The sequence below is a fragment of the Paenibacillus sp. J31P190 genome (assembly GCF_059692075.1).
The window spans coordinates 194,329-218,262 of record NZ_JCAUAS010000007.1 but is presented as its reverse complement, the minus strand read 5'-3'; the positions used below and the strand labels follow the sequence as shown (position 1 = coordinate 218,262).

At 45.1% G+C, this 23,934-nt stretch carries 17 protein-coding genes; all 17 read left to right on the top strand.

Features of this window, described 5'->3' with window-relative positions; genetic code table 11:
- The first annotated feature begins 72 nt into the window (after nt 1-72).
- The 17 genes from AC58U0_RS15655 to AC58U0_RS15575 all read left to right on the top strand — a co-directional run bounded on the left by AC58U0_RS15655 (nt 73) and on the right by AC58U0_RS15575 (nt 23,931).
- Nucleotides 73-984, top strand: a complete 912-nt coding sequence (locus AC58U0_RS15655) for an ABC transporter permease (protein ID WP_497379863.1) — start codon at nt 73-75, stop codon at nt 982-984.
- A gap of 27 nt (nt 985-1,011) precedes the next feature.
- Nucleotides 1,012-1,893: a carbohydrate ABC transporter permease gene (locus AC58U0_RS15650; protein ID WP_497379862.1), complete on the top strand. Its 882-nt coding sequence runs from the start codon at nt 1,012-1,014 to the stop codon at nt 1,891-1,893.
- 89 nt (nt 1,894-1,982) lie between these two features.
- Nucleotides 1,983-3,701 carry an extracellular solute-binding protein gene (locus AC58U0_RS15645; protein ID WP_497379861.1) on the top strand — a complete coding sequence of 573 codons (1,719 nt, stop codon included), beginning with the start codon at nt 1,983-1,985 and terminating at the stop codon, nt 3,699-3,701.
- A gap of 32 nt (nt 3,702-3,733) precedes the next feature.
- Nucleotides 3,734-4,966 (top strand): alpha-L-fucosidase, encoded by a 1,233-nt coding sequence (locus tag AC58U0_RS15640; protein ID WP_497379860.1) that lies wholly within the window; start codon nt 3,734-3,736, stop codon nt 4,964-4,966.
- Between the two features lie 199 nt (nt 4,967-5,165).
- Entirely contained in the window at nt 5,166-5,717 is a 552-nt protein-coding gene (gene sigK, locus AC58U0_RS15635) for an RNA polymerase sporulation sigma factor SigK (RefSeq protein ID WP_497379859.1), read from the top strand.
- A gap of 59 nt (nt 5,718-5,776) precedes the next feature.
- Nucleotides 5,777-6,451, top strand: a complete 675-nt coding sequence (locus tag AC58U0_RS15630) for an ABC transporter ATP-binding protein (RefSeq protein ID WP_497379858.1) — start codon at nt 5,777-5,779, stop codon at nt 6,449-6,451.
- 280 nt (nt 6,452-6,731) lie between these two features.
- On the top strand, nt 6,732-7,691 hold the full coding sequence (locus AC58U0_RS15625) for an ABC transporter permease (RefSeq protein ID WP_497379857.1): 960 nt from the start codon (nt 6,732-6,734) through the stop codon (nt 7,689-7,691).
- Nucleotides 7,692-7,726: 35 nt separating this feature from the next.
- Nucleotides 7,727-8,611 (top strand): carbohydrate ABC transporter permease, encoded by an 885-nt coding sequence (locus AC58U0_RS15620; protein ID WP_497379856.1) that lies wholly within the window; start codon nt 7,727-7,729, stop codon nt 8,609-8,611.
- A gap of 68 nt (nt 8,612-8,679) precedes the next feature.
- Complete coding sequence (locus AC58U0_RS15615) at nt 8,680-10,311, top strand: extracellular solute-binding protein (RefSeq protein WP_497379855.1); 1,632 nt, start codon at nt 8,680-8,682, stop codon at nt 10,309-10,311.
- A 149-nt stretch (nt 10,312-10,460) separates the two neighbouring features.
- Complete coding sequence (locus AC58U0_RS15610) at nt 10,461-12,233, top strand: sensor histidine kinase (protein WP_497379854.1); 1,773 nt, start codon at nt 10,461-10,463, stop codon at nt 12,231-12,233.
- Entirely contained in the window at nt 12,220-13,836 is a 1,617-nt protein-coding gene (locus AC58U0_RS15605; protein WP_497379852.1) for a response regulator, read from the top strand. Before AC58U0_RS15610 ends, AC58U0_RS15605 begins: the two co-directional genes overlap by 14 nt.
- Nucleotides 13,820-15,127 carry an ABC transporter substrate-binding protein gene (locus AC58U0_RS15600; protein ID WP_497379851.1) on the top strand — a complete coding sequence of 436 codons (1,308 nt, stop codon included), beginning with the start codon at nt 13,820-13,822 and terminating at the stop codon, nt 15,125-15,127. Before AC58U0_RS15605 ends, AC58U0_RS15600 begins: the two co-directional genes overlap by 17 nt.
- A gap of 233 nt (nt 15,128-15,360) precedes the next feature.
- Nucleotides 15,361-16,812: a glycosyl hydrolase family 28 protein gene (locus tag AC58U0_RS15595; protein ID WP_497379850.1), complete on the top strand. Its 1,452-nt coding sequence runs from the start codon at nt 15,361-15,363 to the stop codon at nt 16,810-16,812.
- A gap of 10 nt (nt 16,813-16,822) precedes the next feature.
- Nucleotides 16,823-20,332 (top strand): hypothetical protein, encoded by a 3,510-nt coding sequence (locus tag AC58U0_RS15590; RefSeq protein WP_497379934.1) that lies wholly within the window; start codon nt 16,823-16,825, stop codon nt 20,330-20,332.
- Complete coding sequence (locus AC58U0_RS15585; protein ID WP_497379849.1) at nt 20,329-21,129, top strand: alpha/beta fold hydrolase; 801 nt, start codon at nt 20,329-20,331, stop codon at nt 21,127-21,129. Before AC58U0_RS15590 ends, AC58U0_RS15585 begins: the two co-directional genes overlap by 4 nt.
- 36 nt (nt 21,130-21,165) lie before the next feature.
- A complete protein-coding gene (locus AC58U0_RS15580; protein WP_497379848.1) occupies nt 21,166-22,320 on the top strand; it encodes a glycoside hydrolase family 88 protein in 1,155 nt (384 codons plus the stop codon).
- Nucleotides 22,321-22,353: 33 nt separating this feature from the next.
- Nucleotides 22,354-23,931 (top strand): glycoside hydrolase family 43 protein, encoded by a 1,578-nt coding sequence (locus tag AC58U0_RS15575; RefSeq protein ID WP_497379847.1) that lies wholly within the window; start codon nt 22,354-22,356, stop codon nt 23,929-23,931.
- The last annotated feature ends 3 nt before the right edge of the window (nt 23,932-23,934 follow it).

Genomic DNA, 23,934 nt, shown 5'->3' with positions numbered 1-23,934 from the left:
TACATTTTTCGAGCACTCCATTCCATATATGATTAATTTAAATCAAAGAAAGGACATAGGGTGATTAGGAGAATGCCATTATACAAAAAAATAAATTGGAATCGGTTATCGCTATTGTTGATGATACTTCCATTTCTGATCTTACTGTTTATTTTCAGTTACATTCCACTATTTGGGTGGTCATATGCTTTTGTTGATTACAAACCGGGACTCGGATTAATGCACTCATCCTTTGTAGGGCTTAAATACTTCCGTTTAATGATTGTTGAGCAAGGCGGCGAACTGGTACGTGTACTTCGAAATACGTTCGCTTTGAGCTTTCTCGGTATTTTATTTTCACCGCTTCCGGTCGTGTTCGCCATTTTGTTGAATGAGCTTCGCAGCAAATCATTTAAAAAATTTGTGCAAACGGCTACAACCTTACCGAATTTCGTCAGTTGGATTATTGTTTATTCCATCGTTGTTGCCTTTTTTACGACCGACGGTGTCGTAAACCAACTATTGCTAAAGTTGCATTGGATCGATAAGCCTACGCAAATATTAAGCAGTTCAGAAGGTACATGGCTGTTTCAAACAGCTCTTGGCGTATGGAAATCGCTTGGCTGGAGCGCTATTATCTATTTGGCTGCGATCGCAGGAATTGACTCCGAGCTTTATGATGCCGCCAAGGTTGACGGGGCGGGGCGATATCGATCGATTTTCCACATCACGATACCCGGGTTAATCCCTACCTTCTTTGTTCTACTGATCTTGAACATAGCAAATATCTTATCGGTCGGATTTGAACAATATTTTGTTTTTTACAATCCACTAATCGCCGATCGAATTGAAACATTAGATTACTACGTGTACCGAATTGGGATAGCGACGAACGATGTCTCCTTTGGGACGGCAATTAGCATCGCGAAATCGATCGTAAGCATTACCTTATTATTTAGTGTTAATTATTTGTCCAAGAAAGTGCGTGGCCAATCTATTATTTAATGAACTTGCATTTGGAGGTGAATAACTTTGACTAAAGTCAGCAATCCAATTTTTGAGTTTCTGAACTATTTCATACAAATTGTTTTTGTGCTTCTATGCTTATATCCATTTTACTACATTTTGATTTATTCATTCAGCGCTCCACAAGAAGCAATCAAGGGTGTGTACTTGCTTCCGGTTAACCCTACTTTTCAAAACTATAAACAAATTATGCAATTGAATAATATCTCCTGGGCTTTTGCGATTTCGATTTTGCGAACGATATTTGGAACCTTAATCACTGTTTTTTGCAGTTCTTTATGCGCGTATATCGTTACGAAGAAAGAACTATATTTTCGTAAATTTATCTATCGGTATATTGTCATTACGATGTATTTCAATGCGGGATTAATACCTTGGTATATCACGATGAAGACGTTCGGCCTGCAAAATAATTTTCTTTTATATATTTTACCGTCGGCTGTGGCAGCGTTCTATATCGTTCTGCTCAAAACTTTTATTGAACAATTGCCAGTAAGTTTGGAAGAATCCGCTATGCTGGACGGCGCAAGCTATTTCACTATTTATCAAAAAATTATATTCCCTTTATCGATGCCAATCGTTGCGACAATAGCTGTGTTTTCGGCAGTAAGCCAATGGAACTCCTGGACGGATAACTATTTTCTGGTGTCCAATGAGCATCTGCAAACGCTTCAAATGGTTTTATATAACTACTTGAATGATGCGCAACTTCTGGCCAATAGCAACAATATTAACTTGAATGATGTGAGCCACAGTGTGAAGAGGCTAACGCCTGAATCTATAAAAATGACAATTACGATGATTGTCACCATTCCGATCATGCTGGTGTATCCATTTTTGCAGCGATATTTTGTTAAAGGCATTATGCTTGGGGCCATCAAGGGCTAGCTGATTATGCACAGTTGGATGCTGCATCCTGTCCATGGAAGGATGTTCATCATAGAAAATGAAACATAGTTAAAAGGGAGGAATTCATTTTGGCATACAAAAAAGGTTGGAATGGAGCGATCAGCGTTGCACTGGCAACAATGATGCTGATGACTGGTTGTACAAGCAAAACCGAGGAGCCAGCGAAAGAGCCAAAGTCCGAGGGGGCAGCACAAACGAGTAATGAGAAAGACTCCGCTATAAAATCGGTCACGATTAAGACTGTGTTAAAAGATGCAAATAAAGATTTTGAACAAACCGATGTGTATAAAGAAATCGTCAAACAAACCGGAATCACATTTAAAATCGAAGCCTATGACCCGAATAAATTTAAAGTGCAGTTGGCAGGCGGAGACTTGCCCGATGTCATTCAAGTAGATAGCAGCAATTACAAGCAAATGATCGATGGCAATTTACTGCTTCCATTGGACGAGTTGGTAAAGACCAATGGAAAAGATGTCATGACATCAACTTTCCAGCCAGGGCTTGATTTTAGCCGTAAATTCTGGAGTAATGGCACCGGCAAGCTGTATTTCATACCGGGCGGTCATGTTGGTCCCGACGGGTATGGGCAGGAGCAAGGAATCGGGTGGACAACACGTTGGGACTACTACAAAGAGCTTGGCTATCCGCAAATTAACAACGAAGACGATATGTTGAATGTGCTCGAGCAAATGGTGAAGAAGCATCCGAAAACAGCAGACGGCAAGCCTGTCTATGGTGTCAGCACTTGGAACGATTGGGGAGCTTGGGGGCTGACCATGCCAATGGCGCTTCCTTACGGTTACGTAAACATGTCCTCTTGGAGCGCTATTCCCAATGTGTCGGGTGATTTGATCGATAACTACGCGAACCCGGACAGCCCGCTTTGGAAGACGGCAGCGTTCTTCTACAAGGCGAAACAAAAGGGGATTCTCGATCCGGATACGTTCACCAATAAAGTAAGCGATTTTGAAACCAAAATTACGAATAGTCAAATTTTATTTAGCCCAATGGGTTCTGGCGATGCTAACACTAATTTGGCAAAGGAAGGTCCGGATAAAGGCTATATCGCCATTCCGCTTAATTTTGGTTATGTTTGGCAGGGTGCTGCGAATCCGACCGGATGGGATGGGCGCGCATTCGCCATTTCGAAGAATTCCAAAAATCCAGAACGTGCGATGGACTTAATCAACTTTCTAAACTCAGAAAAGGGTTCACGTTTATTGTCCAGCGGAATAGAGGGCGTACATTGGGATTTGGTGAACGGAAAGCCGCAATTAAAAGCGGAGACATTAAAACTGTCCAGTGAAGGTGGAGATGTCTGGAAGAAAATTGGGATTGGCGGTTCCAATAACCAACAGGGTCTTAGTAAATTTGCTCCCACGAAAGATGGCGGAATCGTTGGTTTGTTTAACACTTCTGAAGTATTCGCATCGCGATTGAATGCTTTGCAAAAAGATTATTCCAACCATTATGGGGTTGCCTATCCTGCGGAAATTATGAAAAAAATGGTTGAGCAAGGAAAACTAAAAAATCAAAGCAGTTTCAACAATTCTTGGTTGTCTGCTATTGCCCAGCCGGATGACAATATGAAGCGTCTTAACGCACAGTTGGACGATATTATTATCAAGGGAATTCCAAAAGTTGTCTTGAACTCGAACAACGAAGGCGAATTCGAAGCTGCTAAGCAAGCTTTAATTGACAGTCTGAAAAAGGCTGGAGTCGAAAAATCATTTGCTTGGTGGCAAAAGGCTTGGTCGGATGCGAAGGCAGCAGTAGGTAAATAAATGACATCTATTGAAAGGGACTAATAACGACGATGAATCTCATTAAATTAGCGAAGCCGACGGAGCAGCAGCTTCGATGGCAGGATATGGAACTCGGAATGTTTTGTCATTTTGGAATCAATACCTTTTGCGATCAGGAGTGGGGAGTAGGTGCCGATTCGCCTGAGTTGTTTAACCCGACACAGTTCGATGCTCTACAGTGGGTTCGCACAGCGAAAAAAGCGGGGTTTGCGTATTTGATTTTAACCGCTAAGCACCATGATGGCTTCTGTTTATGGCCGACGAAAACGACCGATTATTCCGTAAAATCGAGCCCTTGGAGAGATGGACAAGGCGATGTTGTTCGAGAGGTTTCTGAAGCGTGCAAGCAGGAGGGCATCCGTTTTGGTTTATATTTATCGCCGTGGGACCGACATGAGCCTTGTTACCAGGATAAGGAAGCTTATGACGATTTCTACACTGCTCAGCTTACCGAACTGCTTACGCAGTACGGGCCGCTAATTGAAGTTTGGTTCGACGGCGCTGGTTCTCATGGCAGGGAATATGATTGGAGACGTATCATCGGATTAGTGAACCAATATCAGCCAGATGCGATGGTCTTCAATATGGGAGTGCCAACCATTCGGTGGGTAGGCAATGAAGATGGGATTGCACCATATCCGTGCTATAACACGGCGGAGTGGGCTAAGCTCAGCATGTATACCAACGATATGTTGACATGGCTGCCAGAAACTCCAGCGTGGGTGCCAGCTGAGTGTGATGTGCCGATCCGCAAGGATCGCTGGTTCTGGCATCCGAATGATGAACACACGCTTCGCTCCCTGGATAACTTACTCGATATTTATTATCGCTCAGTTGGACATGGCAGTACGCTTTTGCTTAATTTAGCCCCCGATAATCGGGGACTCTTGGATGAGGTGGACGTTAATCGACTGATTGAATTCACTGACGAAATCAAGCGAAGATTCTCAAACCCGATTGCCCAGACGGATGGTGAGGGTAAAACAGTACTACTATCGTTTGAGGCGGAAACAGATGTCAATCACGTCATTTTAATGGAAGCGATTGCCGATGGCGAGCGCGTTCGTACATACGTGCTCGAGGCTGAGCAGCAAGGGCAATGGGTGGAGCTGGTCAAAGGAAGCGCCATAGGCCACAAAAAAATCGACAGATTCGATACGATTCGTACCAAGCAGCTGCGGCTGCGCGTGACGTCTTGCGTGGGGACAGCTCTAATTAGGAGCTTTGCTGGTTATTATTGTTGATCGGCAGATAGGAAGTAAGCTTAATCCGTGGTCACTCGCGGAATAGGCTTGTTTTCCGTCTCGAGGTGAAACGGCTGAGAGAAAGCCGCAAAACCTCCTTCCAGATATGCGGCAATTCGAACATACTCTTCCCTTGCACTTATTCAGCGTCCCTACTCCTCAATGAATCGATTGTCGGGAGACAGCTTTTTGTTTCGCTATGTGGCATTTCTACAGAAAATTTACGTTGCTTCGTGTTCATAACGTCAAAAAATTCGACAATACAGGAGAAGATCTCGAGGATTTAATCTCGATTTGTACGATCGGATTGATCAAAGCGATCGAGTCATTTTCGCCGAACAAAGGGACCAAGCTCGCTACTTTCGCCGCTCACTGTATTGAGAATGAGATCCTTATGCATCTACGCTCGCTGAAGAAGACTCGGAAAGATGTGTTCTTGCATGATCCCATCGGAACGGACAAAGAGGGGAATGAGATCACGTTGATCGACATCCTCGGGACGGAAGCGGATTATGTCGTGGATAAGGTGCAGCTCAAGATAGAGAAGAGCAAAATCTATCGTAATCTGGAGATATTGGACGATCGCGAGAAGGAAGTTGTGGTTGGGCGATTTGGGTTGGAATTAGGCGGGGAAGAGCGAACGCAGCGGGAGATTGCGAAGGAGCTGGGTATCAGTCGTTCTTACGTGTCGCGGATTGAGAAGCGGGCGCTGATGAAGCTTTATCATGAGTTCTATAAGGCGAAACGGTAGGGATTTGAATCAGATACTTCATTTATTTGGACCCTGTGCAAGTAATGGAGGTGAAGGTTATGACGTTAATCCATATCGAGAAAGCCAGTAAATACTATACGATGGGCGAGGAAACGATTAAAGCATTAGATGATGTCTCGTTAGATATTGATCATGGAGAGTTCGTGGCCATCATGGGACCGTCAGGTTCCGGCAAATCCACACTAATGAACATCATCGGGTGTTTGGATATTGTTGATAAAGGTATTTATGACTTAGATGGTGAAGCGATAAACGTGCTTAAGGATTCTCAGCTTGCTGAGATTCGTAATCAGAAGATTGGATTTGTTTTTCAGAGTTTTAACCTGCTGCCGAGATTAAATGCTTTTGAGAATGTGGAGTTGCCTTTGATTTATCGGGGACTGAGCAAAAAGGAAAGAGAGCCACTCGTTTTAGATGCCCTTGAATCGGTGGACTTGCTGGATCGCAAGAAGCATTTTCCATTGGAGTTATCTGGTGGACAGCAGCAGCGTGTTGCTATTGCGCGAACATTGGCAGGAGATCCGTCGATCATTTTGGCAGATGAACCTACGGGGGCGCTGGACTCCCAGACAGGCACAGAGATATTGGATATTTTCAAAAGATTGAATAAGCAGGGAAGGACGATTGTCTTGATTACGCATGATCAGGCCATTGCTCAGGAGGCGAAGCGGGTTGTGTATTTTCGGGATGGGCGGTTGAGAGAGGTTGGATAAGTTGAATAAGGACCGGGACTCCGTTAGGAGTGCCGGTTTATTTTTGTTTATTTTTGTTTATTTTTGTTTTATTAAACTATGCGATTACCGTATTCGAACTTAAAGAACAACATAGGTGATCATATTAAATATCATGCGCATTTTCTCCAAAAAAATATGCACATCGACCTAAAGAATAACGCATTCATGGATTTCAATGTCGATGATATAGTTGAATTACACGAGGGAAACCATCAAACAGACAAAAAAGTCATCCCCAACAGCATAGGAGGTTATCAAAATGGAGAGTAGTGTTTCACTTCAATCTAGCGTAAAGCGAAAAAATAAAATAGGTTTTCTCCAAGAAATGAAAAAAAATTATTTGTTGTATCTAATGGCTTTACCCGGAATGTTAGTTATTTTTGTATTTTCCTATTTGCCAATGGGCGGGATCGTGATTGCTTTCCAAAACTTCAATCCGATTAAAGGGATTACTGGAAGTGAGTTTGTAGGGTTGCGTAATTTCCGATTTTTCATCGAATCCAATGATACGTTAAAGGTTATCTTTAATACGCTGTTTCTAAACTCACTGTTTATCCTTTGCGGAACAATTGCATCGGTGGCGATAGCAGTTATGTTCTCCGAAATATCGGGGAAATGGTTCAAACGTATCAGTCAAACATTGGTTACATTGCCGAACTTTTTGTCATGGACGGTCATTGCTATGTTTTCCGTCTCGTTGTTTTCCGCAGATACCGGCATGATCAACAAATTTCTTGGAGTTTTCGGAATAAGCCCCTTATCGTTGTACAGTGAACCCGCCTATTGGCCGCTGCTTTTGGTTCTTTTAAAGATTTGGCAGGGAGCTGGTTTTGGCTCAATTGTTTATCTAGCTACAATAACTGGAATCAATCCGGAAGTGTATGAATCCGCATCCATTGACGGCGCAACCCGGTGGGATAAGATCCGGTTCATTACACTGCCGCTTCTGAAGCCGACTGTAATTCTGATGGTTCTCTTGGCTATGGGCGGAATTTTTTACGGAGATTTCGGAATGATCTATGCATTGGTGGGACGCAATGTGGCCTTGTATCCGACAACCGACGTCATTGATACGTTTGTATTCCGTGCACTTATGGACTTGGGCGATATGAGCATGGCTGCTGCCGTTGGTTTCTTTCAGTCTCTGGTTGGATTCATTCTCGTCGTTACCATTAACCAGCTAGCCAAGAAACTCAGTCCCGAATCCGCTCTATTCTAACTATAGAATTATATTAAGTAAAGCAGGTGCAGAATATGGTCATTAAAGAAAGTCTATCGGACCGTTTGCTTAAGTATCTCATTTATTTCATCGTAACCTTGTTTTCGTTATACTGTCTGTTCCCTTTTGTATCTGTAATCAGCAGCTCATTCTCCACAGAAACCAGAATTATTCAGGAGGGCTATTCCATATGGCCAAAGGATTTTACGATCGAAGCCTACAAGCTTATTTTCAAAGATGACACGATATACCGTGCTTATGGGGTTACGATTTTCGTTACGGTTGTTGGTACGGTATTGGCCATGCTAGTTACATGTGCGTTAGCATATCCATTATCTCTTCGCCATCTAAAGTATCGGAATATGATGAATTTCTTTGTATATTTTACCATGCTGTTTCACGGAGGCTTGGTTGCTAATTATCTCTTAATCAGTAAGTACCTGGGTTGGCAGGATTCGATCTGGGTGCTTATCATTCCTGCTCTGGTAAGTCCCTGGAATATGTTCCTGATGCGGAATTTCTTTAAATCCATCGATGAATCCTTGGCAGAGTCAGCTAAAATCGACGGCGCGAACGATATCTACATTTTATTCCGGATCATCCTGCCGATTTCAATGCCGGCTATCGCCACCGTGGGGCTGTTCTACTCACTGGCCTTCTGGAATAAATGGTTCGAAGCTATGTTGTATATCTCGAAGGAGAATCTCTGGCCGCTGCAATATCTGATCATGCGCATCATGAGCAATACCCAATTTGCACAAGAGTTGTCTTCGATGGTGAGCTTGCCTAATTATGTGCCGCCTACGCTGACTATCCGTTTGGCTACAACCGTTGTGACAATCGGTCCGATTATTTTCTTGTATCCTTTTCTTCAAAAGTATTTTGTAAAAGGACTAATGGTGGGGTCTGTCAAAGGTTGAAGACGTCTAAACTCGTCCACCTGACGATTTAGTATATATGAGCAAACAAAAAAAGGGAGGAAACAAAAGTGAAAGGGAAATTAAAGGTAGTTACCACGTTGGCCGTATCAGTATCGCTCGTCAGTGCAATGGCTGCATGCTCCAAATCGGATAAAAATGATACAGGCTCCAGCGCTTCCCCTAGCGCAGCGACCACGTCTTCAGCTGTCAAGGCGCTAGATCCAGTCACACTTAAAGTGATGCTCTTTGGCGATAAGCCCGCAGATATGGATAAGGTGTTGGCAGAATACGAAAAGCGGACAAAGAACTCATTGAATACCAAGCTGGAGTTTGAGTTCAATCCTGCAAACGACCATAAGACGAAATCAAAGTTGAAATTGGCAGCTGGTGAGTCGGTCGATCTGATGTTCGATGCTCCGTGGATGAACTTAACTCAGAATATATCCCAGGGCTTCTATCAGGAATTGGACAAGTACTTCAACAATGACCAGTATCCAGGTCTCAAAAAAGCATTTTCGAATGAATTCTTGGAAGCTAGTAAGGTGAATGGCCATATCTATGCCTTACCGATCACCAACATGTTCTATGATACAGAAGTGATATACATCCGTAAGGATCTCCGTGAGAAATATGGGCTGCAACCCATTAAATCATATGATGATCTGAAGAAGTATTTGGACAAAGTGAAGGAAAACGAGCCATCAATGATACCTCTTGCTTTGAAAGGCGACCGTGGGTTCTTCAAGATGTTCGGACCTGAAGAGCAAATGACCCAGGTGCGAACTGAGCCTTACGCAATCTCGGGAACAGGAACCACATTCAACGTCATTCTGTCACAGGATGGCAAGAAGGTGGTTGGTGCAACAACGTTGGGCGATCCTGCTGAAGAATTCGCCAAATATCCGGCTCCTTTCAACAAATCAGATTACTTCTATGGCAGTAACGACAAAAAAGTCGAGTGGAACACTTATGTTCAGAAGGATGTACTGAACGAGAAGGATCCAGGTGCTCTGTTCCAAAGCGGTAAAACAGCTGCTAATGAAGGAACAATCAACGATTTCGCCGGCAAAAGTCAAAAGACGAAAGCTGCGATTCCGAATGCAGAAGTTGAATTCTTCGTGTACAACTCGAAGATGATGAATAGGGAAAAAGGTGCAATTGGAACTGAATACAAGGCATGGAATAATCTAGTTATCCCAACAACTTCCAAAAATGCGGATCGGACGATGAAATTCCTGGATTGGCTCTTCAGCAGTCAGGACAATCACGATCTGTTCGAGCTTGGTATCGAAGGCACACATTGGACTAAATCCGGCGATGGCTATTACAAAACAACACCGAATACACCAAACTATACCTTCCAGGGTTATGAGTTGTCATGGAATCCAACCTTATCCCGTGTAAATGCGGATAATAGTGAAGATGCTATAAAACTGATCTCTTACCAAAAACTTCAAGACACCTATTACAAGCTTCCGTTGGCTGGATTTACATTTAACACCGAGCCGGTCAAATCGGAAATTGCCAAGATTCAACCGAAGAGTATGACACTGGATCCGATTCTGAAGAGCGGTTTGAATAAGAACTGGCGTCAAGACGCTGAGAAGTTGAACAAAGAATTGCGTGACATGGGCTTGGAGAAAGTTCGCGCAGAGCTTATTAAGCAAGCACAGGATTTTATTGATAAGACTGTAAAATAATATTCTTCTCATACTATAGAACACCCGACCCTATGTGGTCCGGGTGTTCTAGTTCTATGTATATTGAACTGGTGTAAGAGATACTTTTTCTAAGTCGGTATTTCGGGTAAGATATAGATGAAATCAAGGGTAACTGGGGAGAGAGCATGATGAAGCTTCGATTCAATTTCTGGCACAGCTTGTTCTTTAAGTTTTCTTTAGCCTTTCTTTTTGTAGGGATGATTCCAATCTTTGTTCTTAGCATTCTTTCCCTCTACCAGTTTACTGGACAAATTGAACGGCATACCGTTAACAATATCAAGCAGATGTTGGTGTATATGAGCAATAATTCGTCTGACATCTTCAACAGCTACGACGACATCTCCAAGATGATGTACACGAAACCGGATCCGACTTCAATTTTTATGAATGAACAGTCATTAATGTTTCCGAACGGTGTTAACTCGTCTGCTATGGACGATTTTGTGAAGAACATATTATTCAGCGACCGTTTTATCCAAAATGTTATGTTTGTTAAGGCTTCTGACCGTTCAGTTTATCAGCAATCCCGTGGAAATAAGCGGATGGACCCACTGGTGTCATTTCCCCCGATAGAGTGGGATTATCAAATCCGGACAAATCCCAAAAAACTGTCCATCTTCCCTTATCACATGGAAACTTATTACGGTTCGCAAGATCTGGTCATGACGTTTGCACGCAGCTGGATAGATACGACAAATGGCGTTCGAAACCCAATAAATTTGTACGGTACGTTGTATCTGGATATTGATGTGGGTGTATTTGATGGCTTGCTTCAACAAGCGAAGCTTGGAAGCCGGGATGAAATATATATTGTCAACGGAAATGACAGCATCTTATATTCCAACAGACGGGATAGAATAGGGGGCAGATTCGATGAAACTTCTATTAAATCCCGTGGGGATATGATGATCTTTTCGGAACCCATTCCGGTTATTCAAGGAAAAGTCGTTGGGTTAATTGCTAAGGAAGGGATATATTTGCCAATCAACAGAACGAAGAAGAGTGTCTGGTTGGCAGCGATTCTAAGTTTTGCCGCTTTATTCATTATGGGAATCTTATTTTCTAGAATGTTTACAAAACCAATACTTCACCTTATGCGCCATATGATCAAAATCGAATCCGGCAATTTAGATAATGTCGTCGACATCAAGAGAAAAGATGAAATGGGACGGCTGGCAAACGGATTTAACAGGATGGTGGAACGGTTAAAGGAATTTATTAATGAGGCATATATTAACGAAATCAAACGGAAGCAGGCTGAATTGAATGCGTTGAAAAGTCAAATCCGGCCGCATTATCTGTATAATACATTGGAAGTAATTAGAATGAGTGCTATTGCGAATGGGGACCGGAAGGTCGGCGATATGATCCATTCGTTATCGGATCAACTTCAATATGTGATCGATTATGGAGATGAATTCGTTAAGCTGGAGCATGAGTTGGAGCACCTTCGCCATTATTTTCATCTGATCGAGGTTCGTTTTGATAACCAGATTTCGCTTCAAGTCGAGCTTCGAAACCAGGTTTTACTGGAAGCGATGGTGCTAAAGTTGATACTGCAGCCGTTGGTTGAAAATGCGGTTCACCATGGTATTCGTCCAAAAGGTGGTAAAGGAACAGTTCTGATTGTAATAGAGAAGGTTGATGAAGGTGTTATGGGGATTACCGTGTACGACGATGGATTAGGGATGGACCAAGAGAAAATGAAATCCTTGCAGGATCACCTAGCCAATGTCGCAGGAACTAGCGTTCGAGGTATAGGCATCAAAAATGTGCATGAACGGATCAAAGCAGCATATGGCGAACGATATGGCCTGGATATCGAGAGCAGACCCCATATCGGAACTTCTGTCCGGATATTGCTTCCCTTACAATTGGAGGTGGACTATGAGCAAAATTAGGATGATACTGGCAGATGATGAACCGGTTATTTTGAGAGGCTTGAGAATGATCATTGACTGGGATGAACTGGGTATAGAAATTGTGGGTGCAGCCTGTGACGGGAATGAGTTGCTGGCATTACTGGAATCCTGTGAGCCCGATTTAATTGTAAGCGATATCTGCATGCCAGGTTTATCCGGAATCGACGTGTTAAGACATATTGAAGCGTCAGAACGCACAACCAAGGTTGTCTTTATCAGCGCCTACAAAGAATTCTCATATGCTCAGGATGCTTTGAAATACGGAGCGCTAGATTATCTTGTTAAGCCCGTTAATACGGCACAGCTGGAACAGGTCATCCAAAAAGCAGTCTCTTTGATCAGGGATTCGTCGGAAGAGGAACGGACACGTGAAAAACTGGAACATCTGGAGAGGAACATCCGTGACAAAACGATTGAGGAGCTGCTTGACCGATTGATGGACGGAGATGAGAAAGCAGGACAAACCTTGAGCGAAACTGTAAACTTAAGGGCTAGGAAGAATGCAACCGTTTGTGTGGGGGAATGGAAAAAACTCCTGGAGGATGAAGGGCGTTGGCAGGAACAGGAGCGGAAATTGATTGATTTCGCCATTACGAATGTGATGAGGGAGATTATGCAGAACAACTCGGATTGCTTCTTTTTCCGTAAGGGGCATGCCTTTTGTTTCTTAATCCTAAATGATCATTCCGAAATGCCGCTTCAAGCAGCCAAAGAAGTTCGCGACAAGGTTAAAAGCTACCTTAAGCTCAATATGACTATTGGGGTAGGAGGGGCGGTTAGTCATATCCAGCAAGCCGTTACTTCCTACAAACAAGCGCTGGAAGCATTGGAATGGGCTTATTTTCATGGACCCGGAAACGTGATTCCGTATCAGACGGCACCGATGGATTCGGTCGTGCAGCTCAGCGTATCGGAAATGCAGTTGAATTTTATTCATGAAATCGTTACAGCTTCGTCGGGCGACGTTCTTTATAATGCTTTGTCAGAATTATTGAAGGCTATCCAACAAGAAGCATTCGGTAATAAGCATACCGCTGTTTCCACGGTGTATACCATGCTTATGATGATCCGCCAGGAATTGAGAAACATGGATATTGCCATAGAAGGCCTTAATGATCAATTTCAAGTCCTGTTGGAGCGCATTAACGGTTTTGGTAACTTCACGGAGGTGGAGGAATATACTCATAAGCTTATTGCGGAGATTCATCTACTTGTAAAGATCAAATTAGGCAACAAAGAACAGATGCAAATTACTCAGGTGAAGGAGTATATTGATGAGCATTATGCGGAGAATATTACTTTGGAGAAGATAGCTGCCCTTATCTATATGAATCCATCTTACTTCAGCACATTCTTCAAGAAACATACGGATGAAAACTTCAAGCATTATTTAACGGAGGTACGAATGAAGCATGCACGGCGGTTACTTCTTCATTCTAACCTAATGGTGTACGAGGTTGCAGAAAAGGTTGGTTACAATAGCGCCCGTCTATTCAGTGAGATGTTCAGAAAGTGGTTCGGACAACTCCCGCAGGATTATAAACATTTGAAAGGAACTCAAACGGATGAACTGCATACGTGAGAAATTCATTTGCATAATCCTGTTCCTTACTTTGGGACTTACGGCATGTGGAAGTCAGGATGAGAAGGAGAGTGCATTCGTTGGTGATATGAATCCAGCACCGATAACTATTTCTATTACTTATGCAATGGGGGATAACGCACATCAGAAAGGGATTCAAACCGTCATCAATGACTTCAAAAAGTCGCATCTGAATGTCCAAATCAAAGTTCTTGATAACAGAAATCAAGCCAAAGGTTATGCCGACAGCTTGGCGATGCTGGATGCCATGGACGAGTTCCCGGATTTGATAGAGATGCGAGACACACAAATATTTGCCGATGCCGGATTGTTGGCTGAGCTTCCTGAGGACATCATGTACCTCTTTGACAAGATCCCTCAAGTAAACGGGAAGGTATATACAGCCCCGCTAAATACGGAAATGCCCCAAGGGATCATTTACAATAAGAAGCTTTTTCAACAGTTGGGCTTGGGTGAGCCTTCCACCTATCAGGAGTTCCTTGAGATTTGTGAAACAATCAAAAGTTTCGGTGTTTCCCCGTTGGTCGTTGGCGGTAAAGATTTGTGGCATATGGGATTTTGGATCAATCACTTTATGATGGATTATGTTTACGCCAAAGATACGGAATGGAATCGCAAACGTTCAGTCGGTCAGACCAATTGGACGGACACCAGTCCTCTTACAGCCATTCAAGAACTTCAAGGATTATGGAAAAATGGCTATGTAGAGCCAAGCTACATGAATATTTCCGATAATCAAACGATTGGCTATCTGGTTTCTGGAAAAGCAGCTATGCTAATGTCGGGCCCTTGGATGTTCAAGCAGTTGGAACAAGCCAACCCCGACTTTGAAATAGGTTTCTTTCCTGTTCCTGATCGAAATGGCGACTTTCATATAATTGGACTCCCACAGCCTTCGGGGTGGTCCATTTCAAGTAATGCTGCAATGGATCCGGAAAAGGTGAAATATATCAAACAGTTCCTGCGCTTCTTCTACAGTGAGGAAGAGTATCCCAAATACTTGGAAGCGGCAAGCGCCTTTCCATCCACTAAGGAATCGGTAACCTACAGGACTTCGGAGTTGATGAAGAAGGTAGGGGATTTGCTACGGAATCCCCGAATGATCAAGCTTCGTTCCATGGACCAATATTGGGGAGCCGACCAGATTCCGCCAGGATTCCGGAATGAATTCTACTCCATTGTGCAGAATAGTTTGTCCGGAAAAATTTCGGTGGATGAGGCGATGATTCAAGCGAATCAGGCATGGGAGAAGAAGAAACGTCAAAATTAATTGTTAAAAAAAAGGCAGTGGTTGTTCAGGGTCCGACTCTGAACTCACTGCCTTATTTGTATTTATCTTCTTGCGACATTCCAAAGAAACATACATAACCAACTATAAAAGAAGCATTTTCTGCGATTGCGAAGAGGCATACAATGGAGTAAAGTCAATCCCCCACGTTAAACAGGATGCGGGATTGTTTGGCAATATCAATGACATAAAGAACCAACTAACCGGAGGCGTATATGAACCGATTGATTGTTTATGAAGCACCGAAAGGGGCATTGGGGCGCGATGACTTTAAAATTCGTGTCCGTATTCCTGGAGAATCTTGGTGTGATTTATTTGTTTATGAAGTGAAGGTTGACATGCATGAGGTACGTCAGGCTTCCATGGTTTATTTCGATATGTACGGAACTGTTGAAGTACAGGTTGAATGTGTGAAACATCATGTGGAGCAGGTGGTGATCCGCCCATTATCAGCCGAAATTCCTTTTAGATGTGAAGGGAACTGTATTACTTTTACTTTAGATCGCCCACGCAAGCTATCCATTGAGGTAAATGGAGATCGTTTCAGCAATCTGCATGTATTTGCCAACCCGTTGGAGGAAGATGCGCCACACCCCAATGATCCCGATGTTCTTTTGTTGAACCCGGCCATTCACAGGATGGAGGATATTTACCGGCTAGCCAAAGCGCCAACGGTGAAAAGCGGCCAACTGCCTAAAGTGATTTACTTTGCTCCCGGCATGCATTATTTAGAGGAAACGATCATGAGAATTCCATCCAACACAACTGTCTATATTGCCGGTGGGGCAATTCTTGTAGGATCACTAGTATGTGACCGTGCTGAAAATATCATAATCCGCGGTAGAGGGATTATGTATTTGTCAGATTTTCATCGGTTTTCCGCATTTCGCGGCGTCAGGATCATATTCTCACAAAACATTACTGTAGAGGGGATCATCCTGTTGGATCCCCCTCATTACAGCATTTATATCGGCAAGTCGGAAAAGGTTCGGATTCATAACTTTAAATCTTTCAGCACTCGCGGATGGTCCGACGGCATCGATATGATGGCCAGCTGCGAGATCGAGATTCATGACGTGTTTCTTCGTACGTCCGATGATTGCATTGCGGTATATGGGTCTAGATGGGATTACCGAGGGGATACACGCCGGATACGCATTAGCAATTCTATTTTCTGGGCGGATGTAGCCCATCCTCTGATGATTGGAACCCATGGAGATCATCAGAGGAACGGAGATGTGATTGAAGACATTCATTTTGAGAACATCGATATTCTAGAGCATCATGAGCCGCAGACGAATTATTGGGGAGCCATGGCGATTAATGCGGGAGACAAGAATACGATACGGAACGTGACCTATGACAACATCCGGGTAGAGGAATTTGAATTAGGGCAGTTGGTTGATATTCGTGTGGTATGGAATAAAGACTATAACCCGGTACCCGGTTCTACCATCGAAAATATCACATTCCGGAAAATTAGCTACAATGGGCCGAATCTTAACCCGAATCGGATTTATGGTTATGATAACGATCGAATAGTAGATGGAGTTAGCTTTGTTGATCTTCGAATCAACGGGGAGCTGATCCTTGGCATAGATCAGGGGAATTTTGACATAAACGGTTATGCCAAGCGTATTTCGTTCTCCGGATCAGGTAAGGGGTGATGATCAAGTGATGGTGGATATGGACAAAAAGTTAACCGTGATCAATCTGTTGGAATGGGAAGCGAGGTATTCGGGTTCTACGGAACAGGTTCACAATGAACACACGGGATTCATGTTATCCCCCGGTCAGGAGATCACTCTACAATATCCTGGTGTACATTTGGATAATCATTGGACTCAGCATGGGTTTGTCAGTGGTAATGATTACAGTGTGGATTTGCAAGATTGGTATGGACTTGAGCTGGAGGCGGAGCTTCCATGGATGCGAGTGCTGGAACTGAAAGTGGAGATTGGATTATTGCGCAATAAGAGTCCTTTGCCTGAAGAAGTGGAATACGTAAGCTCCCGTTGTTTGGTTATGAACGGAGGAACAGACGGGAAGCGGATCGTTCTACCTTTGCATCAATTTGACGACAAAAAGGCATTGTCAGGTAGATGGAAGTTTGTACGTTCCGTCCGTTTGTCCATGGTTTGGAAGAACGATGATGTCCAAGAGCCGGTTCGCATCAAACATATTCATTTGAAACGAAGGCCGGCCATATATGTCCAAAGTCCCGTATACTCCAAATCTGTCCCAGCCGACTGTACCGCTCGGTATGATTTCATCGTTCATAATTGTACAGGCGAGCATCAGCCGATTATGTGGATTCGTGAGAGGTATGGATGGGAAACCATGTCAGTCCGGGTGGAGCCGGAAGAATATATATTGAAACCATGGGAGTCACTGGAGGTATCAGTCTTGGTAGAGGTTCCCAAGCGCGTAGCACCAGGTGGGCATGAGGTTCAGAAGCTTACAGTAGTACCGGGCGGCCGGGGAGAATTGTCGGAGAAGCTGGAATTGATCACATTACGTGAGCTCCCCCACCCTTATATTAAGCTAACGGCAGCCGAATGGGCGACGGTCCACAGAAATGTGCAGGAGCATGAATGGGCCAGCGAGCTGCTCGGCATGTACGTACGGCGTGCAGATCTTTGGACCGTTCCCGATATACATGAAGGCTCTTATTTGTTCGAAACTCATCATTCCCACGAAGCAGAGAATGCAGTTATTGCCTGGAAGCTTACAGGCAGGCTGGAGCTAGCGGAGAAAGCGGTAGCATTCCTTCGCAAGACTGTTGATCCTGAGAAAGGCTATCCCGCAACAAGGAAAGCTTGCCACCAGGAGTTGGTCCATGAGGGGGAGTTTTTCAAACATACAGCTGTGGTCTACGACTTGCTTGCAGATTCTGGATTCCTTACGAAAGAGGACCATGTGAATGTAGAGCGATCCTTCAGGCTCTTTATGGAGCTGATCGATTGGGCATTATGCGTCGGAGGCATATCCAACTGGACCTTGGCGGAGATGATCGGAGCCTTGTATTGCAGCCAGGCCCTACAAGATTATGAGCGGATGAACAGGTACCTATTTGGAACGGGAGGGTATACAGACCACCTTTCTAAGGGGACCTTGGACGACGGTTGGTGGTATGAATGCTCCGTTGGCTATAATCTGATGGCAGCCGGCTTGTTTTCCGAAATAACTCAGAGCTGCAAACCATGGGGTATCAATCTCGCAGACATGTGGGTTCCCGCACAGTACCATGATCAGGTTACACCGGGAGACAAACCGGAAATCGATGGGCTTTGTTTAGACATCTGGGGGCCGAGCCGAACCAATTACCGTTCAATTACCCAATTGTGGGACAGTCTGCTTCCTTATGCGGATTACCGGGGAGTGCTGTTCGGCATCAATGACTCGGCGGAGTCCAAGCTTCCTGGCATTTCCCCAAGGGGTTATATGGACGCACGCTTTGATCTTGCGTACTACCTCTACAGAAAAGCTGAATATGCTAATATTCTCTTGACCTGTGATCTTAAGGACCGGGATCTATTGTACGCTGTACCGGAGCTCGAACGAAGTAAATCCAAGCCTTATTTGTCTTCGGCGTATTCGGACAACTCCGGTGTGGCCGTGCTCCGTTCTCAAACGGAAAGCAGAACGCCGGATTTGCAGATCCAAGCTGTCGTGAAATACGGCTCTCATGGGGGGGCTCATGGGCATTATGACAGAGTGAGTCTTTTGTCCATCATGCGATATGGGCGAAGCTTTTATAATCCGGAGAACATCTGGTACAACTATCATACGTTTATGTATAAGTTTTACGTACAAACCTCCCTTACCCACAATATGGTAGTGGTGGATCGGAAGCAGCAGGATCCAACCGATGGTAGACGGATGCTCTTTCATAGCGGTCGCCTCTTCCAGGCCTGTGCAGTGGAGAACAAAGCTAAGTGGTCCTATCCTCCCTATGGCGGGTGGAGGGTGGATGGGGACAAAACCTTTGCGGAGCGTACCTGGAACGAGGCTCGTTACATGCCAATCCCCGAAAATGCACCCGAGTATTCGGAACGTACCGGGTTCACGGAGCCAGTGCTTCAGCGTCGCTTGACTGTTGTTACGGACGACTATGTCGTTCTTTTCGATTACATGTCTGGTGATGAGGAGCATGATTACGATTGCTTATTCCATTGTAAGGGTCTTGTCGGTCTGGAAGCGGATGGAAAGAGGCTGATTAAACACACGGAGCAATTTGATTCCGATCCACTTGGAAGTGCCCAGCTTATTACCGACTGCGAGTGGTATGAGATCCAAGGGCCCGTCAAAGCTCATTTCGAGATGGGATTCGGTCCAGGGTACGATAACCGGGCAAACCGGACTGACCACAACGAGGACGGTCCCCTTTCCATCGACCATTACACGGTTTGGCCTCCTCAAGTGGAGATGATCGTCGGTAACGATCCCGAATATTACAAGGTGGAGAAACAGCTCCATTATGAAATCAGGGGAGATGGAGAAGTATTGGCAGAAGGTAGGTTCGGTGCTTGGATACTTGGCAGGGAGGATCTTAAACTTTCGTTAGAAGGGATCAGTACCTTGGAACTTCAAGTCAGAACCGAGGAAGGAACTGGCGAACACGGAGTTAAGAAGAGCTCAGAGAAGACCGTGTTTTGGGGAGATCCATATCTCGAAACCGAATTGGGTGACCGGCTATACCTTGCAGATTTACCTCTCAAGATGGTGAATACTGATCCTGGCAATGGCGTAGGAGTGGATTATTTCGGTGGACCGGTAAAGATTGCCTCCAAACGGTTTGATCGTGCAATCCCGGCAAACCCGATGGACACGGATCACGAAGGTATCATAACCGTGGATTTAACCGGCATCAAGGCATCTCGCTTTGTGGCCTCCATCGGCGGTGATTACCCCCTAGGAGACGAAACCCATAGACGTAAAATGCTAAGTGCTCGTAGTGTCGGGAAAACGGCAAGGTTTGTTACCGTAATAGAACCTTATCAAGATAAGCCTATGATCGTCAGAGTGGCGGCATGTTCTCCCGATGAAATCCGGATTGAATTAGCGGATGGAAGAGTTCAGACGGTTCTTGTGACGGACATGGAAGGTGATGGTGCCTGTATAGCCGTGGAGGTAAGAGAGACCCATGAGAGCGGAGCTCTGTTGAGGAGGGAGCACACCGAATGATACACGGTAAGTTTACAAGCGGGAAGTTGTTAGAGGAAGGCAGTATGCGCCTTTATTATGAATATCTAGGTAGTCCGGGAGAAGGTGAAGTCCTGGTATTTATCCACGGCCATTCCGTAGACTGCAGAATGTGGGAGCCTCAAATCAGGCATTTTAACAAGAGTTTTCCGGTCCTTTGCTACGATATGAGGGGCTATGGCAGATCTTCATTGCCTATGGAAGGACACGACTATATGCATGCGGAGGATTTGCATCTTCTGCTTCAGCGGTTAGATATAGGGGCAGTCCATTTGGTTGGACTTTCACTCGGCTCCTTTGTAGCATTGGACTATTTGGCTTTATATCCGGAGAATGTCCACTCGGTGACGGTTGCTAGCGGGGCCATACCAGACTCGAAACCGTCTGATCCAGTTCCATTGGTAACCGATGTGGCTAGCTACAAACGGGAATGGTATGAACGTCTGCTTCGAGGCTGTGGTCCGGACCATAATGGCTACAAAAGTCGATTATGGGAAATGATCTGCGACTGGACGGCGATTCAGCACACACAACGGGAGTCGGAAAGTCTGCTAGGGGATGGGCTGCTTCCTCGTCTTTCCAACGTCCGCACCACTCCTGTGTGCGTGGTGAACGGCGCATATGATTTTGAAGGGGCTCATCGCTCCGCACAGAAACTGCTTGATTGCATGCCGCATGCCGTTTGTGTGAATCTGAAGGACGCAGGCCATTTCTCCAATATGGAGACGCCAGAGGAATTTAACCAGGAGTTGCAAGCTTTTTTGGAGCAGCTGAAGTAATCAGTAAATCTTAATAAGGAAAGTGGGCACAAAATTATGTTAAAAGGGCAGGATCAAGAATGGCTGAATGAAGTCATCGACAGGATTTCAACGAAAATGGATTGGGTCAGCGAGAAATCCAAACATAAAATACCGTACACGACAATTAACGGTACACATGACAACCGCATTGTGGATAATCCTACAGGCACTGTTACCGATGAGATTAACTGGTGGACCAACGGCTTCTGGGGCGGCATGATGTGGCTTATGTATCATGAAACTCGCAACGAGAAATATAAAGAAATTGCGCAAATCTCTGAAAAAGAATTAGATCGCTGCTTTGATGAATTTTACGGCTTGCATCATGATGTCGGATTTATGTGGCTGCCGACCAGTGTAGCGAATTATAAAGTGACGCAAAATCCAGAATCTCGTAAAAGAGCGCTGCATGCAGCTAATCTGCTAGCAGGGCGCTTTAATTTGGCAGGCGGCTTTATTCGCGCTTGGAACGATTTGGAGGGCTCCGATACAAGAGGCTGGGCGATTATCGACTGCATGTTCAATATTCCGCTGCTGTATTGGGCTTCGGAAGAAACCGGCGATCCGCGGTTCAAGCAAATCGCGATGAAGCATGCCGATACGGCGATGACGGCGTTTGTCCGCCCGGATGGGTCTGTCAACCACATTGTGGAATTTGATCCTTTTGAAGGCGGCGTGGTCCGAACGTATGGCGGACAAGGCTACGAGGAAGGCTCCTCCTGGACGAGAGGACAGACCTGGGCGCTATATGGGTACATGATGAGCTATATTCATACGCAAAAGGATGATTATTTGCAAACCGCGAAACGGATTGCCAACTATTTTATCGCGAACATTCCTGCGGATAGTGTGATTCCGGTTGATTTTAGACAGCCAAAAGAACCGAAACGCGAGGATGATACGGCTGCTGCGATTGCAGCGTGCGGTTTGATTGAAATCGCGAAAGTCGCCCTCGAGCATGAAAAGGATTTGTATCTGGGCGCTGCGCTGAAGCTGCTCAAAACGCTGGATAGCTCTCGCAACGATTGGTCGACGGATAATGATTGCATCATTCAATACGGTTCAGCTGCCTATCATTCGGTCAACCATCATCACGCAATTATTTATGGCGATTACTATTTCTTGGAAGCGATTTTCAAGCTTAAAGGGAACGATTTGTATCTCTGGTAAGTTCAAACTAATACGACAAGGGAGTACCACATTATGATTCAAAATCCTATTCTGCGTGGCTTCAACCCTGATGCGTCGATCATTCGGGTTGAAGATGATTACTATATTGCAACGTCCACCTTCGAATGGTTCCCTGGGGTGCTCATTCACCATTCTAAAGATTTAATGAATTGGCGACCTTTGACGCGTCCGTTGGATCGTGTAAGCCAGCTGGATCTGCGCGGTGTGCCTAGCTCAGGCGGCATATGGGCACCTTCTTTAAGCTACGACAACGGCACCTATTATCTGTGCTTTACGAATGTAGTAGGCAGAAAAGGCGTATATAAAGATCTGCACAACTATATCGTGACGGCGCCTACAATTGAAGGGCCGTGGTCAGAGCCGATCTACCTGAATGCCAGCGGTTTCGATCATTTTCTATTTCACGACACGGATGGCCGCAAGTATCTGTTTAATATGCAGTGGGATTTTCGCAAAAACAAAAATAGATTCGCAGGCATCGTCATGCAGGAGTTCTGTTTGGCTGAAGGCAAACTGATCGGTGAGATTAAGCTGATTACCCAAGGGACGGATTTGGGTGTTACGGAAGGGCCAATGGTGTATAAGAAGGATGGGTACTACTATTTGCTGGTAGCTGAAGGGGGAACGGGGCCGATGCATGCCGCAACCCTCATGCGCGCCACTTCCGTTGACGGTCCTTATGAAGTTGATCCGGAATACCCGATTATCACGACAAGAAATACGCCAGAGCATCCTCTACAAAACGCAGGCCACGGTTCCTTGGTGGAAACGCAGCTCGGGGATTGGTACATGGTGTTTATTTGTTCCCGTCCCCTGCCGGACGGCAATAAGCTCAGTCCGTTAGGGAGAGAAACCTCCCTTCAAAAAGTAGCATGGACGCCTGACGGCTGGCTGCAGCTGGCCGCAGGCGGTAAGCAGCCACAGTTGCATATTCCTGAGACGGAGCTGACGCCACACCCGTTTGCGCCGGACCCGATCCGCGATGATTTTGACGAAACGAAGCTCAGCGTGCAATGGCACACACTTCGCGTCCCGACTGACGAGTCATGGTTAAGCTTAACCGAGTCTCCTGGCTTCTTGAGACTGAAGGGAAGAGAGTCACTTACCTCCTTGCACAACCAAAGCCTCGTGGCCAGACGCATTCAAAGCTTCCGGTGCGAGATGGTGACAAGCGTGGCGTTCGAGCCAGAAGCTTTTACCCAAATGGCCGGTCTTGTGCTCTATTATGATGAGTCCGATCATTACTATCTGCGTATCTCCCATGATGAACAGCTCGGCAAACACCTGGCGATCATCGTTAGCGATCAGGGGCAGTATGATGAACTAGAGGCTTATGTACCGATTCCTAAAGGGGAGCGCATACAGCTCAAAGCAGCAATGAATTTCGATAAGATTCAATTCTTTTATCGTACAGATGATCAAGAGTGGCAGCATATCGGTCCGACGCTGTACTCCGGAAATCTTGCCGATAGCTACCAACGTAAATTATCCTTTACCGGCGCATTCGTCGGGCTGTGCGCACAGGATTTGAGAGGAACGCGCCTGCATGCGGACTTCGACTACTTTGATTACATGGAGCTGGATGCCTAGGTT